The organism is Olleya sp. KJ81-1, assembly GCF_055808135.1.
Genome location: NZ_CM147854.1, coordinates 537,132 through 554,730 on the forward strand (window position 1 = coordinate 537,132; position 17,599 = coordinate 554,730).

The window sequence follows — 17,599 nt, forward strand, 5'->3', positions numbered from 1 at the left end:
ATAGTAGTTAAGTGCTTTATTTTGAAGCTTATTAAACACAATTCTTATGAAAAAACTAGTACTATTATTTGTTTTAGCATTGTGCTACAATACGTCGCACGCACAATTTGGTAAAATGCTTAAAAAGAAAGCTAAAGCAGCTGTAGAAAAGAAGTTAGAGAAAAAAGAAACGAGCACTTCATCTTCAAAATCTGAAAACACCTCAGGAATGGTTAGCAGTTCTTCAACATCAAATCAAGATGCATCAAAAACCGAATATACCGATGAAGAATTTAAAGCAGAATTAGCTAAAAAATATCCTAACGACCAAACGAAACAAGATTTATACTATCAAAAATATCTTGAGAAAAAGCAACAAGAAGCAGACGCTAATAAACCAAAACCAGCCAATACAATAAGTGACGATTTTTTATACATGTCGTATCCTTTTGCTATGACTAAAGGGATGAGCGCTGTAGGTGTAGATCGTGTAAAATTAAGACGTCAAATGACAGATATGGGTGACAATGTAGATATATTACCTGCACAAGATCCAGAATATGCTTGGTTACGCTTTTTAACCACACCAGAATTAGAAGCTATGTCACCAGAAGGTTATATTGGTTACGAGCTTGTTTCAGGAATGTTTACAACCAAAGTTGGCGCAGACCGATCGCAAACTTTAGAGCTTGGTACAGGTATGCCAATTTTAGTAAGAGGTATGTTAATTGCAGACGATGTTTTTGTTATTTATGCTGCATCTCATCAAGGTGGACACGCCTTTAATGTACCATCATATATGCATGAAAAAGATATTACTATTTTAAATGTTATTGGTAAAGGCGAACAACAATTTCATTTAGATTGGTTAGAAAAAGCGATACCAATTGTAAAGGAATTTGAAGCGACGTTAAAAGCCAATTACGATGCAGCTGCAAAATCTACTATGGACGCTATAAAAATGCCAAAAGCAGGCAGTATGAATAGTAATACGTCATTAGTTAATTTTGCTAAACAAAATGTCTCTAAAACCATAGCCAAAGATGGCGCAAAACTTTTAAAATTGAACATTGAATCTAACGATTGGAGTGTTGTTAAAAATAAATACACAGGTCATATTTTATACCGTTGGATTAAAGGAGCATTCACTGAAAAAAATAAAAATAACGACTGCTATTTACAAGGTTTTTTAATCAAGCAACAGTATAATGGTAGTGGTTTTGGTAGCTCACAATTTGGAGGCATAATTCATGGACAAATGCCTTACGGACAAAAAATGAATTGCGAATAATTAAAAACGCGCTATTTATTTATAGTTATTTTAAGTCTGCTTATTTAAGCAGGCTTTTTTTTATGAAAAGTACAAAAATAACCTTTGTAATTTATTCAGAAAGAAATTAGTACTATTCAGAAAAAAGCAAATTGAAAACCTTTAATGTTACTGTTATTTTGTAGATGAAATTAATATTAATCTTAACTACAATGAAAAAAACTTTACTCTTATTTTCCTTTTTAATAGTGACTGCATGGTGTAGTATACATGCACAAAATGTTAACATTCCCGATGCTAATTTTAAAGCATATCTTGTTGGGAACTCTTCAATAAATACAGATGCTAATTCTGAAATTTCTGTTGCCGAAGCACAAGCCTTTGCAGGAGACTTATTGGTAAATGGACTATCAATTTCAGATTTAACAGGTATTGAAGCTTTTGTAAACATTACACGATTAGATTGTTACAGTAATAATTTAACAGCTTTAGATGTTAGTAATAATTTAGCATTAACACGTTTACACTGTGCATCTAATCAAATAGAAACTTTAGACATTAGTGCAAACACATTAATTACAGACATTCAATGTCATAATAATAGTGTATTGTACGAATTAAACTTAGCCAACGGAAATAACAGCAATATTAACTGGATGAAAGCTTATGGTAATAGTTTATCATGCATCCAAATAGATGCTGGTTTTACACCACCTGCAGATGCTGGAATTTATAGTCAAGGTTGGACAAAAGGTAGCTCAGGATTTTATAGTGAAGATTGCGCAGCGTTAAACCAAATAGTAAATATTCCAGATGCTAATTTCAAAAGTTTTTTAGTTAACGATAGTAGTATCAATGTAAATAATGATACTGAAATTACAGTGGCTGAAGCACAAGCTACAACAGAGCTTCTTATCAATGGTCTATCTATTGCAGATTTAACAGGTATTGAAGCTTTTACCAATTTAACACGTCTAGATTGTTACACAAATAATTTAACTACAATAGATGTTAGTAACAACTTATCATTAACACGTTTACATTGTGCAGATAATCAAATTGAAACCTTAGATGTTAGCTCCAATACGCAGATTACAGACCTACAATGTCATAATAACGGTGTTTTATACCAATTAAATATAGCTAATGGTAACAACAGCAATATAAACTGGATGAAATCTTATGGTAATCCAAGTTTAACTTGTATTCAAGTTGATGCAGGCTTTTCGCCACCAGCAAACAGCGGTCAGTATGTAGCAGGTTGGACTAAAGATAATCAATCAAGTTATAGTGAAAATTGTATACCTACAGTTTATTATGTAGATGCAAATGCTACAGGAGCCAACGATGGCAGCTCATGGACAGATGCTTTTACAAACGTAACAGATGCTTTAGTACTTACCAATTTAAATGATGCTGTTTGGGTAGCAAAAGGAACGTATACATTAGCAGATAAAAATACACCAATAGCTGTTAGTACAAACGAAGTAGATATTATTGGAGGTTTCTTTGGAACCGAAACAACCTTAGCAGATAGAGACTTAACGGCTATTCATACTACAAATGCAACCATTTTTACTGGTGATATAAATGGTGATGATATTGATGGAGATTTCACTTCAAACAAAACAGATAATGCAGAGCGTTTATTTGAATTAAGAACAAGTAACGTCACTTTTGATGGTATTATTTTTGAAAACATTTATGATACATCACAATCTGGTGGCGTAGAAGAAAACGGTGTGATTTTTATACCAAATAGTTTGAATGCTAATAATTTAAAAATTAAAAATTCGGTATTCAGAAGTAATTATTCTAATGGGTATTTACTAAAAATTAGAAAGTTTAATCAAGGATTACTAATTGAAAACACCAAGTTTATAAATAACACCATTGTTAATATGGGATTGGTTTATGTGCAATCTGATAGTACAAACGGCTATATTTTTACACGTTGGGCAAATGTATTGGTAGCAGATAACGATATCAATCTTACAGCCTTAGATATTTACAGAGAAGATTGGAATAACGGAAGTACTTTAGATGTTGTAATTAATAATAGTACGTTTGTTAATAACGATTATAACGGTACTTATGGCAATTCTATTACTGCATCAGGTAATGGTAGTGTAAACTTAAATATTAATAATGTTATTTTTTGGCAGAATACAACTAATGGCACAGTTGCAACTAGAGATATTTCCGACGGTTTAAGTTCTACATACGATGTGTTTATTAGAAATTCTATAGCTAATGTATCATCAAACGCAGGAACGTATGGGACATTTAATACTACAAACGTAACCACTTTAGATCCAGCAACAGATAACTTAAATTTGGATAGTGATTATAAGCCAACATCAGCTTCAAATTATATTGTTGATCAAGGAGATAACGCTTACTACGATGTAGCTTTATTTGGCGATTTAGATTTATCTTATAATGATAGAATATTCAATACCACAATAGATTTAGGCGCTTATGAGCATACATCTACACTTAGCGCAGATCAGGTGAATATAAATACAAATCTTGTTACTACACTTTATCCAAACCCTGTAAACGATAGATTGTTTATTAAATCTAATAAAACAATAAATGCAATAGCTATTTATAATGTTAATGGACAAATGATTAAACAAACTAAAACATTATCTAAAGGGATAGATGTATCTGGTTTAAGTGCTGGTTTATACTTTATAAATATTAAATCTGATCAAGGAGAAACCATTAAAAAGTTTATTAAAAACTAAAAAAATATTAACTACAAGAAATAAAAAAATGAAAATATATAAAATTTTATACCTAAGCCTGTTAGTTGTCTTTTTTACAGCTTGTTCATCAGATGATGATAATAATTCAATTGAAGAGCACACAGTAACAAATAAAATAATAGTAGGTGATTCAGATTTTGAAATGAAAACAGCAATTGTAGAACCTACATTAAATAATTCGGTGTTTTTAAGTTTAACAAATAGTACACAAGCACAAATTGAAGCTTCTTATAATGGTACTACACTTAATAATGTAGATTATTTTACAGCTAGAATAAACTATTCAGATTTGACATCCAATGTCACTTATGATTTGTCTGAAATTTCAAGTTTAGAATTTATAGTAAATGGAGATATTAATGATACAGAATACGAAAATGGTTTTAGTCAATTTTATAAAAGTGGTAGTAATCCAGATTTAGAAGTAACAGAAGGTAGTATTAGTGTAACTAACTATTCTATAGATAATTTAACATTAACATTTAACTTTGTTAGAAATGATGGTACAGAAATTTCAGGAAATTATAATGGTATACTTTTACCTTTAGATGATCAAGAATAAAAAAACTATTATACAAAAAACGCAACCTTAACAGGTTGCGTTTTTTGTTATGTGATTATATGAAGGGTGTTTAGAATTATTGTTTTGTGAATTCTAAATCAGAAAAACCTTCAATTTTTAGATGACCGTCTACAGTATATTCTACTGTGGTGTTATGCTCAAAATCTTCATTGTCAACAATAGTAAGTATTTCATTATGAATAGACCATTCAAAAGGATTTGCACTTGATATTACATTGTCCTCTGTTATTACCATAGTTACTATTTTACCAAAATTTTCACCTTCAAAGTGAATGTGATATTCAAAAGAGGCAGTAGCATCTTCGCGAAGCCAATCACCAATAATGGGATTGGTAGTGGTGTTATTTGCGTTAGAAGCATCGTCGTTATTATTACAAGATAATAGAGCGATACTAGTTATTAGTAAAAAGAATAATTTAAAACTGTACTTCATATTCTAGATTAATTGTTTTAATCAATTGCTAAGTTATTTAATGTTGAGGGTAACTTAGATTATTGCGCTGTAAAAGTATTAAAATTAAGGGAATATAATATTTATTATAACAAAAAAAGCAACTCTATTGAGTTGCTTTTTTTATGCTATAGGTTTAAGTTATTAGCTGTTTAACATTACAGGCATCACTAACATAGTTACTTGTTCTCCAACCTCTAAATCATCAATAGGTGTTAATATACCTGCTCTGTTAGGCATGCTTAACTCTAATTGTACATCGTTAGATCCTAAATTGTTTAACATCTCTGTTAAAAAACGAGAATTAAAACCAATTTGCATGTCGTCTCCTTGGTAATCACAAGTCAAACGCTCTTCTGCTTTGTTAGAGTAGTCAATATCTTCGGCAGATATATTTAATTCTGCTCCAGCAATTTTTAATCTAATTTGGTGTGTTGTTTTGTTAGAGAAAATACTAACACGACGTACAGAGTTTAAAAACTGTGTTCTGTCTATTGTTAGTTTGTTTGGATTTTCTTTTGGTATTACTGCTTCGTAATTAGGATATTTACCGTCAATTAAACGACAGATTAATATTGTGTTTTCAAAAGTAAACTTAGCGTTAGAGTCATTATATTCAATAGTAATTTCCTCGTCACTAGCACCAAGTATTCCTTTTAATAAGTTTAAAGGCTTTTTAGGCATAATAAACTCGGCTACCTGAGAGGCTTTAACATCTTCTCTAGAGTATTTTACTAATTTATGAGCATCTGTAGCAACAAAGGTTAAACCTTCAGTTGAAAACTGAAAGAATACACCACTCATAACAGGTCTTAAATCGTCATTTCCTGCTGCAAAAATAGTTTTGTTAATAGCTGTAGCTAAAATATGACCAGGCATTTTTGTACTGCTTGGATCCTCTAGGCTAATGGCTTTTGGAAACTCGTTCCCGTCTGCATAAGCTAAAGCATATTTACCATGGTTTGAGCTAATTTCAACGGTATTGTTTTCTTCAATAACAAACGTTAAAGGTTGTTCTGGAAATGTTTTTAAAGTATCTAAAAGTAAACGTGCAGGAATGGCTACGCTTCCTTCGTTGTCACTATCTACATCTAAAACAGCAGACATTGTTGTTTCTAAATCGCTTGCAGATACAGTTAATTTAGATTCATTTAATTCAAATAAAAAATTATCTAAAATAGGTAATGTATTTGAACTGTTAATTACACCTCCTAAAACCTGTAATTGTTTTAGTAAGTATGTGCTTGATACGATAAATTTCATCTATATGTGTAAATTAATACTATTAATAATTTGTCTTACAAATATATTGCTAATGTGTTAAAATAAGAAACAAACTTATTAACACTTACTTGGCATATTTTTTCTTACGAAGGTAGTTAAATATTAAACCAAAAACACCTAATAAAACCAATGGTAATAAGAGGTTTAGTAGTTGCCATTTTGTTTTTTCTTCTGTAATTTTTTCAGGATTTAAAAAGGCAACTGCAATTTCTTTGGATCTAATGTTTATAAGTCCTGTGTCATCTAAAAGATAATTAGCCACATTTGTCAAAAATTCTTTATTACCAAAGGTTTGTCCTGTGTATTTGTCAAAACCTAGCTCTTCAGGACCTAATCTTCCAACGTCATTTTTAATGACGTCACCATCAGATATGACTACCATTTTGGTTGGTACACTAGTATTTTTAGAGTTTGAAATAGCCACAGGTTTTACTCGGTTATTATATGCCGACGTAAAGGTGCCTTCTAGCAATACAGCTAATGTTTGTGGACCTTTATTAAAGGTTTTAGGCTCTAGCTTATTATTGACCATATCCAAGCTGATTTCGCGAGGCGTACCTTCTAATTTAGTTAAAGGCGCAGTTTGGAGTAATATTGTTTTTTGGGTACTACTTTTAATTGTATCCATAGGATTGGCAAAATCAAATTTTAAAAAATCTAAATTATTGACAATAGGATGATTGCTATTTCCTTTTGCTAAAGGCGAATAGGTCCAAGGATAGCTTTGAAACTGACTCTCACTACCTTCTCCTGACGCTAAAGTTATAGGAGCAGAGTACATAGAGCTTACTATAAGTGGATTAATACGTATACCATATTTAAAGAAAAAATCGGTTAAATTTAAATCTAATGGGATAGCAATATTTTTACCATAATCGTTATAAAGACTATCTTTATCCATTGCGACTTGCTCTACTAACCATAGGCTTTTACCACCATTCATGGTATACTGATCTAAAACAAATTTTTCTTTTTCTGAAAATGCTTCTGTTGGCTTAGCCGAAATAATTAAATCGTATTCCTGTAATTTTTTCAGAGTACTTTCCGCGTAATTAGAAACGCTATCTAATGTAAATGGAGCAATAAAATAATAGTCTCTTATACTTTTAATATAGTCTGCAATGTATTTGTTTTCTAGCTGTCCATTACCCTTTAAAACTGCTATTTTACGTCGTTTAGGATTAACTAATTTGCTAATACCATCTGCAAAAGCATATTCTAATTGTTGTACAGAGTTATTAACTAATTGTTGTTGAGTCGCTCCAATGGTATTTTTTACTAACGGAATTTTTACCGTTTGATCATTATAACTTGCTAAAGCCCATGGAAAAATAACAGCTTGACTAGTTTTTCCGTTTTCTTGAACGTTTAATTGCATGGGTGTTAACCCTCTTGCATTTAATTGCTGGATATTTTGATCTCTAGTAGCTTCGTCCTCTATTGGATTTATAAAATTGAAACTAATGTTATTATTATAAGCGACTAACTCTTCTAATAATTGTCTGGTTTCAGATTGTAATTTTCTAAATTCTGAAGGAAAATCATCACCTTCTAAAAATACATCAACCAAAATAGGGGATTCTACCTTTTCTAATATGGTTAAAACCGAAGGATTTAAAGTGTAGCGTTGATCTGTCGTTAAATCAAAACGTTTATAAAAGGTATTGGCTATTACATTAATTACAATTAACCCAATAACTACAAATGCGATATTTTTGATAGACTTATTCAAATTTTTTCTCAAGTTGATAGGTTTTTACTGCAACAACAGTATCGTTTTTAAATTGTAGCTCAATACATTCTTGGTCTTTAGTAAAAGCACCAGGTTTAAAGCCCATATTATAATTCCATTGATCTTTAGAGTTGGCTTTAATACTATCATCCCAACCATACCATTCTGCTGTACCAAAATCTGTTTTAATTTCAGCTTTAGTTTTGCCAATTAATTGGTTATTATCATTTAATTGATCCATCATTTCAAACCTAAGTTCTGGGTATTCAGCCCAATTATCAGCATTAAAATGTTTTTGGTGATGGTAACTAGAAAAGATATTAACTATTGGATAAAATAAGTAAAAATAGAGTAGAGGTGTTGCTATTACTGTAAGTAATAAGCTTATCCATTTATTGTCTCCAATGGTTTTTATAAATAGCCATGCTAAGATAAATACAACTATAAACGATATTATTAAAATGGGTGTAATTACCATACTATTGTTTTTTAATATTGAATTTGGTTAGCGCAATAAACAAAATAGTAATACTTAAAAAGTATATTAGGTCTCTAGTATCCAGAACACCACGACTCATACTTTTATAATGTGCATTCATACCCAATTGCTCCACAGTATTACTAGATATTACATCTGCAATGCCTTCAAAACCAATATAAAAAAATAGACATAAAAACACAGCAATTATAAAAGCAACTATTTGATTGTCTGATATGGTTGATGCAAAAACACCAATTGCAGTATAGGCTGCTACTAAAAATAATAAGCCAAAATAGGATCCTAATGTGCTTCCAAAATCTAAATTACCTAATGGGTTACCTAATTGATAAACAGTATAAACGTATAATAGTGTTGGTATTAGCGCTATTATTATTAGTAATAAGGCTCCAAAATATTTACCTAATACTAATTGTAATGTGGTTATTGGTTTAGTTAACAGTAGCTCTAAAGTGCCTTGTTTTTTCTCGTCACTAAAACTACGCATGGTAACCGCTGGAATTAAGAATATTAAAATCCATGGTGCCAATAAAAAAAACGTTGACAGATCGGCAAATCCATTATCAAGGATATTAAACTCGCCTTTAAAGACCCATAAAAATAGTCCGTTTAACAACAAAAATATAGCAATTACTAAGTAGCCTATTGGCGAAGCAAAAAATGAGTTTATTTCTTTTTTAAGTATGGCTAGCATGCTTTATTTATTAATGTTATTTATAATTTATTTTAACGAAGCTAATTTGTCAACACTCCAAGCTTCTGGTTTTGCATTAAACAGTGGTTTAGTTTTAGCCCAAACGCCTTTAAAAAGGTCTGAGTTGCGATAGTTTTCTAAATCACTTTCATTATCCCAATAACTATAAGTAAAAAATATATTGGGATTGGTTTTGTCCTGATACAATTCTAACAATTGGTTGCCTTTAAAGTTTCTTATTTTAAATTTTACGGTTTCAAAATTAGCTAAAAAGGTGGCTATATTTTCTTCAGCAAAACTTAATTTAACAATTCTTACAAACATGGCTTAGGTTTTAATGTGTTTCCGCGAAAGCGATACTTTTATTTATTTAAAAAAATTAATGGTTACTGTATCTCGCAGTCCTAATCCCATTAGGCTACTTGCACTACCAACCGTTTGGTTATTACTTTTATATATGGCTATTTCTAGATAGTTGGAACTGTTAAAGACGACTAAACCACGTCCTTCGTCATTACGTTTATCTTCTGGTGTGTCAAAGTTAACAATATCGCTATATTTGGATTGTATTTTTTTGAACTTATAATTTCTTGCAGACACTTCGTAAGAACGTCCTTTTTGCAGCGTTTCAAAAAAGTTTTTTCTAATATTAGTAACGACATTACCATAATTGTCAATGTAGATTATGCTGCCAATTATTTGCGTTTGCTCCTCATTAACGTAAGGCACTAGATTTTTAATTGGTTTTATTTTATCAATAGCTTTGCCTATAACTTCTAATGTTCCACCACGTGCTATGTGGCATGCTACTTTTACAAAGACATCTAAAACAGGAAAACTGGTTTCTATTTTATCATGTATATTAATTTCTACTAATTTAGAATGTGCAATCTCATTAGCTATCATGCTCATAATTCCGTTATTGGCACAGATAAAATAATGTTCGTCCAGCTCTACAGCAATATGCTTGTTTTCTGGATTAATTTCGGAGTCAATACCAATGACATGGATTGTACCTTTAGGAAAACTACTATAGGCATTTTGTATAATATAGGCTGCCTCAGCAATATTAAAAGGAGAGATACTATGAGAGATATCAACAATTTTAACTTCTGGCAATTCGCTGTAAATAGCGCCTTTTATTGCGCCAGCAAAGTGATCTTTCTCTCCAAAATCTGTGGTAAGCGTTATAATTGGCATGAATTATTGTTGATATTTTTTTAACCTAGAACACACAAAAAATGTGTAAATTTGTTAGATACACAAAACTAATAAAATTGTACAGATTAATTTAATAAATCAGCGCTTTTGAACGAAATAATTATTGAACTACAGGAGATCTCTCCAAAAGAGTTTTTTGGAACCGGAAATGAGAATATCACACTACTAAAAAAATACTTTCCAAAACTCAAGATTGTAGCTAGAGGAAATACCATTAAGGCTTTTGGAGACGAAGAGTTATTGGATGAGTTTGATCGCAGAATGACCATGCTATTAAAGCATTTTTCTAAATACAATAAATTAGACGAAAATGTAATCGAGCGTGTTTTAACTAGCCAAAGCAGTGATGATTACAGCACTTCTGAAAAAAGTGGCGAAGTCTTAGTACATGGTGCCAATGGTAAACCTATTAAGGCTATTACTGCTAACCAACGTAAAATGGTAGAGCTAATGCGTAAAAACGATATGGTATTTGCTATTGGACCAGCAGGAACAGGTAAAACGTATACAGGAGTAGCATTAGCAGTTAAAGCATTAAAAAATAAAGAGGTAAAACGTATTATTTTAACACGTCCAGCAGTGGAAGCAGGTGAAAATCTAGGTTTTTTACCTGGAGATTTAAAAGAAAAATTAGATCCTTATATGCAACCATTATATGACGCATTAAGAGATATGATTCCTGCGGAAAAATTAGCGCAGTATATTGAAAATGGTACCATACAAATTGCACCTTTAGCTTTTATGCGTGGTCGTACTTTAGATCATGCTTTTGTTATTTTGGATGAAGGTCAAAATACAACGCATGCACAAATGAAGATGTTTTTAACCAGAATGGGTAAAAGCGCTAAATTTTTATTAACAGGTGATCCAGGACAAATTGATTTGCCTCGTCGTACTATTTCTGGTTTAAAAGAAGCTTTACTTATTTTAAAAGGAGTAGAAGGTGTAGGAATGATTTTTCTGGATGACAAGGATGTTGTTAGACATAAACTAGTCAAAAAAATTATCGAAGCTTATAAAAATATTGAAAACAGAGAGTAAATTTATATTACAACAACAACAACAACAACAACAACAACAATACAACTAATGAGTAATACTATTATAGACACTAATTTTAAATTTCCTAATCAAAAAAGTCTATACAAAGGAAAAGTAAGAGCAGTTTACAATATTAATGATGAAGAGTTGGTAATGATTGCAACAGACCGTTTAAGCGCGTTTGATGTGGTTATGCCAAAAGGAATCCCATATAAAGGACAAATCCTTAATCAGATTGCCACAAGCATGATGAAAGCTACCGAAGATGTGGTGCCAAATTGGTTAACAGCAACTCCAGATCCAAACGTTGCGGTTGGACATTTATGCGAGCCTTTTAAAGTAGAAATGGTTATACGTGGTTACATGTCTGGTCATGCAGCGCGTGAGTATAAAGCTGGGAAACGCATACTTTGTGGTGTTGCTATGCCTGAAGGAATGAAGGAAAACGATAAGTTTCCTGAGCCTATTATTACGCCTGCAACAAAAGCAGAAATGGGTGATCATGACGAAGATATCTCTAGAGAAGACATCCTTAAAAAAGGAATAGTTAGCGAAGCAGATTATATTGTTTTGGAAGATTATACGCGTAAATTATTTAAAAGAGGGACAGAAATAGCTGCTTCACGTGGATTAATTTTAGTGGATACTAAATATGAATTTGGTAAAGCTAAGGATGGGAAAATTGTTTTAATTGACGAAATCCATACACCAGATTCTTCTCGATATTTTTATGCTGAAGGCTACCAAGACCGTCAAGATAATAACGAAGCACAAAAACAATTGTCTAAAGAGTTTGTTAGACAGTGGTTAATTGCTAATAATTTTCAAGGTTTAGAGGGACAAACTGTACCAGTTATGTCTGATGAATATATTGAAACCGTATCAGAACGTTATATTGAATTATACGAGAATATTATGGGAGAACCATTTGTAAAAGCAGATGTGTCCAACATTGAAGAACGTATTGAAGCTAATGTTTTAGCATATTTGAAATAAAATATAATATATTTTTGAAATAAAAAAAGAGCTTGCATTTGCAAGCTCTTTTTTTTGTAAAATATAGTTTTTAATAGCAAAAAAAATACTTACCAATACTAATAAAACTTGGTGAGTATATCTTTTTAAATCGAAGTCCACTCCGATTTAAAACCTTTAAACAAAATTTTAGTGTTCAGTTTATTTTAAAAAAGCACTACTTATAAGTCACCAAAATATCTGCTACTTTTTGTAAATCACTTTCATTAATCTCCGTATTTGGTGCTAACGGAAATGTTTGTTGTCCTGGTCTACCAACAAAAGCAGCACGCCAACCAGCCCAAAGAGCACCAGCAACATCCCAACCATGCGCAGCAATAAGCATACAGTCTTCTGGTTTTATGTTCATTTTATTTGAAGCCCAATTATAAACATCATTAAAAGGTTTAAATTTTCCAACCGATTCAATACTTAACAAATCATCAAAATATTGGGTTAAACCAGCTTTTTCAATTTTAATTTTAAGGCTTTCATCGTTAGAATTGGTTAAAGCTACAAGGGTAAAACCTTCAGTTTTTAACGTGTTTAAAGCGTCTTTAACTTCCGGATGAGGCGGTAAATTTTGCATCGATTTTACAACAATATGTCTAGCTTCTTCTTCAGAAATTGCAATATCATTATTTGCAGCAACCATTTGTAAAGCAGCAGCACCAATATGTCCAAACGGTTTATATTGTCCACTTGCCGAAACCACTAACGAATATTGTAGCATAGTTGTAAACCATAAAGACAGTAAATCGTCTTTACCACCTAAAGCATCTCCAACCTGTTTTTTCATTACGGTTAGATCTAAAAGTGTTTCGTTTACATCAAAGAATAATACTTTAGGTTTAGTTATCATTAGTGTCGTTTTTTAGGATTTACGATTTTGATTTTTTATATAAATAGAGGTTTAAAAATACCAATACTATATAAGAAATAGGCATTACAGGTGGTTTAAATTCTAATGGTAATACATCTGCAGGAACATTTGGATGCAAATGTGTGTACACAGCAACTACCATCATTATAATAATGGTTAAATTACCTAAGTAGAATATTTTTTCTCTCAGGTTTTGGCTTAGGCTATTGCCTTTAAATGCTAAAAATAACATGGCTAAACCAACACCAATTTCGCTAAATTTCACAACATATTGCATAACATCTGGTAACGGAAAACCAATACCTGTAAGGTGTTTGTAAATAAATGTTTTAAAAGGTTCTCTAAACTTTGCTAAACCTGGAACAAACATTATGAAACCTAGGATTCCTGTGAGAATTCTAACTAGTTTTTTCATTTTAAAAATGTTATTTCAATTGTTTTAAAGCTGACAATATTTCCGATGGTTCTGCACGTTGTGTATAATCTGCATCTAAAAAAGCATAGGTAATTATTCCGTTGGTATCTATAACATAAGTTGCAGCTAAAGGCAATTCATTACTTGCGTCTCCATTAACTTCGTTTAGTCCAAAACCAGCATTATAAATAGTAGCAACATCATTTGTTAACGTGTAAACCACTCCATATTGTTTACCTACAATGTTTTTTATATCACTTAAAACCGTAAACTCAAGTTTGTTTTTTTCTGATGTGCTTAGTGAATTATCAGGTAATTCTGGAGTTAAAGCTAAAAGTGTAGCGCCTTCTTGTTTAAATTCTGGTAATTTTTCTTGTAAAGCGTGCAAAGTAATATTGCAATATGGACACCAACCACCTCTGTACCAAGTTAAAACAACAGGTCCGTTTTTTAATTGGTCGTTTAAACTAACCGATTCGTTTAAGGCATTTTTTAGAGTGAAATTATGCGCTTTGTCACCAACTTTTAAGGCCGAATCTAAAACTCCAGAGTTTTGTACACTAGAAATTCCATCTGCATATATTTGTTTCTTTTCGTCTGTAAATTTAGATGCGCTTGCTTGACGAACTTCGTCTAACAATACATCTAACTCTCCTTTTTTATTTGAACTCATATCGTTCTTTTCTTTTGAAAAATTATAAAATTAAACTGCTTGTTGTTCAGCAATTAACTCTGTTAGCACTTGTTTAAAAGTATCTACAGGTTGTGCTCCTGTTACTGCACTTTTTCGATTAAAAACTATAGTTGGTACTGAGTTTACACCCATGTTTTTCCAATAGTTTTGTTTGTTTCTTACTTCCAATCGTGCTTCATCGCTATCTAATTTCGCTAAAGCTTCATCTGCATTTAAACCAACTTCTAAAAGGGCTTCTTTTAAAATATCTCTTTTAGACACGTCTTTTCTGTCGCTAAAAAAGCTTTGGTTAAGGTCATTTTTAATTCGGTTTGCTTGCCGAAATCTTTAGCATATTCTAATAAAACATGAGCATCAAAAGTGTTTGCCATTCGCATCTCATCAAAATAATCGAATTTAAATCCTAGTTCTTCACCAGCTTTAGTCATCATTTGTTGCGATTGTTTTTGTTGCTCTAATGTAGAACCATATTTTTCTGTAATATGTTCCGTTACGTTTTGACCTTCTGCTGGCATATTTGGGTTTAATTCAAACGGTTGCCATTCTATGTCAATTTTATCTTCAACACCTAATTCTTGTATTGCTTTTTCTAAACGTTTGTAGCCAATGGTACACCAAGGACACACAACATCTGAAACGATATCTATTTTTAATTTATCTGCCATAATTTTATTTTTTTTAGTTGAAATTTATATTGATTTCTATAACACTAATCTACTTATTTACTAATCAAATCACTGTTTAGAAAGATGCTTTCTTTTTTTCGTCTTCCGTTATTTCATCTGTTGAAACAACATTTAAAACCATAGAATTTACAATTCTGCTTTTGCTTAAATCTTTATTTAGAATTGTTGCTTTATGAAACAATCCTAAAGTTTCTAAATTCGATTTTGGATTACTATTATTTATAATTACAATGGAATAATAGTCCTTATTAAATGTATTTATTGTAGTAACATAAGGCTTTAATACATTCTCATCCTCTTTAAAAATAGGCGTAAACCTATTAAAGTAATCTTCTGGAGTGTTGTAGGCTTGGTTAGCATATTTATGATAATCAGCTAGCTGTAATTCACTTTTTATGTCGCTAGGTTCGTAACCTAAAAGTAAAATAGATTGATCTGCAGCATTGTCTACATGAAAAGGTGTGTTTACTTGCTGATCAAAGCGAACAAGCCAATGATAGCTTAGTTTTTTGTTGAATTTTGAAACACTTAGTGCTGATAATTCATTCTTTAAATCTATCATAATAGATCTAAATTGATATGGAGTAAGTTGTTTTTCATCGAAAACAAGATGCATAAAACCAGGAGCTTCGGTAGTTGTTCTAAATACTTTTTTAAAACATGGCTTAGCTAGTGGTTTTATGTTAATCTCTTGTGTTTTCATTTTTTAAAATGTTATAACTTCACTAATTTGAAGTTCAGCTTGAACATTAGTATAGTTTTTTACATCTGCTGCAAAAGTTTCTGCATGAGGTCCAAAGGACTCTTGGAAAGTCTCAATACTATCAAACTTTAAATGCGCAATAGCTACATAAGGTGCAGGCTCACCAGGAACTCTGCTAGCTATACCTAAGTCTAATTCTAAATCTTTTAAAGCGCTACCAACTAATTTTGATACCATTGGTAAGTGCGTATTTTTATAATAGTCTGCATCAAACTGTACATCTTTACTGTTTGGATACATTACTGATACTTTTATCATGATTTTTTGTTATAAAATTAATAAACCTTCCTCAAAAAAGGAGGAAGGTTTGTAGCCATTAATCAACCTATAGTTTTTAATTTAAAAACTAGATTATTTTTTTGACCAAGCAAATTTTTGAAAAGCCTCATCAACAGGTGTATTTGCGATGTGGTTTGTGTAATTACTAATTACTTTTTGAGATAATCCTAAAATTATTTCTAATACTTGTTGCTCTCCATATCCAGCAGCATAAAACGCTTCTAAATCTGCTTGCGAAACATTTCCACGATTACGTGTTATAGATAATGTTAAAGTACGTAGTGCTTCTAATTTTGCATCTGCAAGAGGCGTTTCATTACGTAAAGCGTCAATAATTGCATCATCAACTTTCATCATTTTAGCAATACCTGTATGTGCTGGTACACAGTAATGACAAGCATGTTCTACGTTAATGGTTTGCCATACCACAGTAAGCTCGTCGTTATTAAAAGATGTTTCTGTAAATAATTGGTGTAACTCTTGGTATGCTTTTAATAATTCTGGTGAAGCAGCTAAAACTCCGTGTAAACCAGGAATCATTCCGTATGCTTTTTGAGAGTTTTCTAATAATGGTTTTGCAGCTTCTGGTGCAGTTTCGATGTTGTGAATTTTTAAAGTTGTCATAATTTCTTGTTTTTATTTTAATATTCTGTTAATCTTTTCTAAACGTTCGTTTAGTTATTGTGTAAAAAAATGTTTATAAATTTTTGAAGACCATTTCTATATAATCCTCAATTTCTTCTTTTGTGTTAACTCTAGATGCTGCTGCTAAACCGTGTTTGGCTAGCAATAAATAGTTAGCTTGTTTTGCTATAGTTTCTTCGTTTTTTGAAGCATCCATTTCTAGCTTTTCAATAATTATGGATTTTAAATTATCCATAAAACTATTCATTTGCTTTTGAATGCATTCGTCTTCTTTATCAGAAAACTCATTGTAGGTATTGGTAACAAAACACCCTTTAACTTTGTCGCTTTTAAAATTAGAACTTACAGAGTCGTGAAAAAATTGTTTAATATCTTCAATACCCTTAGTTCCTTTTTTCAACTTATCTAATACAGTACTTACATTAGATTTGTAAAGCTTTAAACTTTCTAAAAACAAACCATGTTTGTTGCCAAAACTAGAATATATAGAAAACTTGTTAATGCCCATTTCTTTCTCAAGCATTTGCATTGAAGTAGTTTCATAACCATTTTTCCAAAAAAGGTGCATTGCTTTTTCGACTACTTCAGCTTCGTTATATTGTTTTGTTCTTGCCATTTTTAATTTCCGTGTAAACGGTAACTTCTAATTACATGACAAAACTAAACGATTGGTTAGTAATAAAAAAGCTTTT

At 31.3% G+C, this 17,599-nt stretch carries 19 protein-coding genes and 1 pseudogene; 5 read left to right on the top strand and 15 right to left on the bottom strand.

Annotated features, from left to right (window positions below):
* Positions 1-46: 46 nt before the first annotated feature.
* The 3 genes from AC0L3M_RS02535 (at position 47) to AC0L3M_RS02545 (ending at position 4,585) form a co-directional block, all read left to right on the top strand.
* Positions 47-1,270, top strand: a complete 1,224-nt coding sequence (locus AC0L3M_RS02535) for a hypothetical protein (protein ID WP_473431720.1) — start codon at positions 47-49, stop codon at positions 1,268-1,270.
* 191 nt (positions 1,271-1,461) lie between these two features.
* Positions 1,462-4,002, top strand: a complete 2,541-nt coding sequence (locus AC0L3M_RS02540) for a T9SS type A sorting domain-containing protein (protein ID WP_473431721.1) — start codon at positions 1,462-1,464, stop codon at positions 4,000-4,002.
* A gap of 28 nt (positions 4,003-4,030) precedes the next feature.
* On the top strand, positions 4,031-4,585 hold the full coding sequence (locus AC0L3M_RS02545; protein ID WP_473431722.1) for a hypothetical protein: 555 nt from the start codon (positions 4,031-4,033) through the stop codon (positions 4,583-4,585).
* A gap of 76 nt (positions 4,586-4,661) precedes the next feature.
* Here AC0L3M_RS02545 and AC0L3M_RS02550 read toward each other — a convergent pair whose 3' ends face one another.
* From AC0L3M_RS02550 to AC0L3M_RS02580, 7 genes are all read right to left on the bottom strand, one after another.
* Positions 4,662-5,039 (bottom strand): hypothetical protein, encoded by a 378-nt coding sequence (locus tag AC0L3M_RS02550; protein ID WP_473431723.1) that lies wholly within the window; start codon positions 5,037-5,039, stop codon positions 4,662-4,664.
* A 162-nt stretch (positions 5,040-5,201) separates the two neighbouring features.
* Complete coding sequence (dnaN, locus tag AC0L3M_RS02555; RefSeq protein WP_028283060.1) at positions 5,202-6,320, bottom strand: DNA polymerase III subunit beta; 1,119 nt, start codon at positions 6,318-6,320, stop codon at positions 5,202-5,204.
* Between the two features lie 85 nt (positions 6,321-6,405).
* On the bottom strand, positions 6,406-8,085 hold the full coding sequence (gldG, locus tag AC0L3M_RS02560) for a gliding motility-associated ABC transporter substrate-binding protein GldG (RefSeq protein WP_473431724.1): 1,680 nt from the start codon (positions 8,083-8,085) through the stop codon (positions 6,406-6,408).
* Entirely contained in the window at positions 8,066-8,551 is a 486-nt protein-coding gene (locus AC0L3M_RS02565; protein ID WP_342862313.1) for a DUF2062 domain-containing protein, read from the bottom strand. The genes gldG and AC0L3M_RS02565 overlap by 20 nt, the downstream gene beginning before the upstream one ends.
* Before the next feature lies 1 nt (position 8,552).
* Positions 8,553-9,266: a gliding motility-associated ABC transporter permease subunit GldF gene (gldF, locus tag AC0L3M_RS02570; protein WP_339809486.1), complete on the bottom strand. Its 714-nt coding sequence runs from the start codon at positions 9,264-9,266 to the stop codon at positions 8,553-8,555.
* Between the two features lie 27 nt (positions 9,267-9,293).
* Positions 9,294-9,590: a putative quinol monooxygenase gene (locus AC0L3M_RS02575; protein WP_292949160.1), complete on the bottom strand. Its 297-nt coding sequence runs from the start codon at positions 9,588-9,590 to the stop codon at positions 9,294-9,296.
* 42 nt (positions 9,591-9,632) lie between these two features.
* Positions 9,633-10,466 carry an SAM hydrolase/SAM-dependent halogenase family protein gene (locus AC0L3M_RS02580; RefSeq protein ID WP_145001443.1) on the bottom strand — a complete coding sequence of 278 codons (834 nt, stop codon included), beginning with the start codon at positions 10,464-10,466 and terminating at the stop codon, positions 9,633-9,635.
* A gap of 108 nt (positions 10,467-10,574) precedes the next feature.
* Between AC0L3M_RS02580 and AC0L3M_RS02585 the strand changes: the two genes are divergently transcribed.
* Positions 10,575-11,528, top strand: coding sequence for a PhoH family protein (locus AC0L3M_RS02585; RefSeq protein WP_145001444.1), 954 nt, complete (start codon positions 10,575-10,577; stop codon positions 11,526-11,528).
* A 48-nt stretch (positions 11,529-11,576) separates the two neighbouring features.
* On the top strand, positions 11,577-12,524 hold the full coding sequence (locus tag AC0L3M_RS02590; RefSeq protein WP_473431725.1) for a phosphoribosylaminoimidazolesuccinocarboxamide synthase: 948 nt from the start codon (positions 11,577-11,579) through the stop codon (positions 12,522-12,524).
* Positions 12,525-12,720: 196 nt separating this feature from the next.
* Here AC0L3M_RS02590 and AC0L3M_RS02595 read toward each other — a convergent pair whose 3' ends face one another.
* The 8 genes and pseudogenes from AC0L3M_RS02595 to AC0L3M_RS02630 all read right to left on the bottom strand — a co-directional run bounded on the left by AC0L3M_RS02595 (position 12,721) and on the right by AC0L3M_RS02630 (position 17,523).
* Positions 12,721-13,404 (bottom strand): haloacid dehalogenase type II, encoded by a 684-nt coding sequence (locus AC0L3M_RS02595; RefSeq protein WP_473431726.1) that lies wholly within the window; start codon positions 13,402-13,404, stop codon positions 12,721-12,723.
* Positions 13,405-13,423: 19 nt separating this feature from the next.
* Positions 13,424-13,840, bottom strand: a complete 417-nt coding sequence (locus AC0L3M_RS02600) for a hypothetical protein (RefSeq protein WP_473431727.1) — start codon at positions 13,838-13,840, stop codon at positions 13,424-13,426.
* A gap of 10 nt (positions 13,841-13,850) precedes the next feature.
* Entirely contained in the window at positions 13,851-14,513 is a 663-nt protein-coding gene (locus AC0L3M_RS02605; protein ID WP_473431728.1) for a peroxiredoxin-like family protein, read from the bottom strand.
* 30 nt (positions 14,514-14,543) lie between these two features.
* Positions 14,544-15,199 (bottom strand): annotated as a pseudogene (locus AC0L3M_RS02610) (DsbA family oxidoreductase).
* Positions 15,200-15,275: 76 nt separating this feature from the next.
* Positions 15,276-15,923, bottom strand: coding sequence for a hypothetical protein (locus AC0L3M_RS02615; protein WP_473431729.1), 648 nt, complete (start codon positions 15,921-15,923; stop codon positions 15,276-15,278).
* Between the two features lie 3 nt (positions 15,924-15,926).
* Positions 15,927-16,241, bottom strand: coding sequence for an EthD family reductase (locus AC0L3M_RS02620; protein ID WP_473431730.1), 315 nt, complete (start codon positions 16,239-16,241; stop codon positions 15,927-15,929).
* Between the two features lie 93 nt (positions 16,242-16,334).
* Positions 16,335-16,886, bottom strand: a complete 552-nt coding sequence (locus tag AC0L3M_RS02625; RefSeq protein WP_473431731.1) for a carboxymuconolactone decarboxylase family protein — start codon at positions 16,884-16,886, stop codon at positions 16,335-16,337.
* Between the two features lie 73 nt (positions 16,887-16,959).
* A complete protein-coding gene (locus tag AC0L3M_RS02630; protein WP_473431732.1) occupies positions 16,960-17,523 on the bottom strand; it encodes a TetR/AcrR family transcriptional regulator in 564 nt (187 codons plus the stop codon).
* Positions 17,524-17,599 lie beyond the last annotated feature (76 nt).

Coding starts and splice junctions, on each gene's coding strand:
- AC0L3M_RS02535 (WP_473431720.1), top strand. CDS start 47: ATGAAAAAACTAGTACTATTATTTGTTTTAGCATTGTGCTACAATACG.
- AC0L3M_RS02540 (WP_473431721.1), top strand. CDS start 1,462: ATGAAAAAAACTTTACTCTTATTTTCCTTTTTAATAGTGACTGCATGG.
- AC0L3M_RS02545 (WP_473431722.1), top strand. CDS start 4,031: ATGAAAATATATAAAATTTTATACCTAAGCCTGTTAGTTGTCTTTTTT.
- AC0L3M_RS02550 (WP_473431723.1), bottom strand. CDS start 5,039: ATGAAGTACAGTTTTAAATTATTCTTTTTACTAATAACTAGTATCGCT.
- dnaN (WP_028283060.1), bottom strand. CDS start 6,320: ATGAAATTTATCGTATCAAGCACATACTTACTAAAACAATTACAGGTT.
- AC0L3M_RS02565 (WP_342862313.1), bottom strand. CDS start 8,551: ATGGTAATTACACCCATTTTAATAATATCGTTTATAGTTGTATTTATC.
- gldF (WP_339809486.1), bottom strand. CDS start 9,266: ATGCTAGCCATACTTAAAAAAGAAATAAACTCATTTTTTGCTTCGCCA.
- AC0L3M_RS02575 (WP_292949160.1), bottom strand. CDS start 9,590: ATGTTTGTAAGAATTGTTAAATTAAGTTTTGCTGAAGAAAATATAGCC.
- AC0L3M_RS02580 (WP_145001443.1), bottom strand. CDS start 10,466: ATGCCAATTATAACGCTTACCACAGATTTTGGAGAGAAAGATCACTTT.
- AC0L3M_RS02590 (WP_473431725.1), top strand. CDS start 11,577: ATGAGTAATACTATTATAGACACTAATTTTAAATTTCCTAATCAAAAA.
- AC0L3M_RS02595 (WP_473431726.1), bottom strand. CDS start 13,404: ATGATAACTAAACCTAAAGTATTATTCTTTGATGTAAACGAAACACTT.
- AC0L3M_RS02600 (WP_473431727.1), bottom strand. CDS start 13,840: ATGAAAAAACTAGTTAGAATTCTCACAGGAATCCTAGGTTTCATAATG.
- AC0L3M_RS02605 (WP_473431728.1), bottom strand. CDS start 14,513: ATGAGTTCAAATAAAAAAGGAGAGTTAGATGTATTGTTAGACGAAGTT.
- AC0L3M_RS02615 (WP_473431729.1), bottom strand. CDS start 15,923: ATGAAAACACAAGAGATTAACATAAAACCACTAGCTAAGCCATGTTTT.
- AC0L3M_RS02620 (WP_473431730.1), bottom strand. CDS start 16,241: ATGATAAAAGTATCAGTAATGTATCCAAACAGTAAAGATGTACAGTTT.
- AC0L3M_RS02625 (WP_473431731.1), bottom strand. CDS start 16,886: ATGACAACTTTAAAAATTCACAACATCGAAACTGCACCAGAAGCTGCA.
- AC0L3M_RS02630 (WP_473431732.1), bottom strand. CDS start 17,523: ATGGCAAGAACAAAACAATATAACGAAGCTGAAGTAGTCGAAAAAGCA.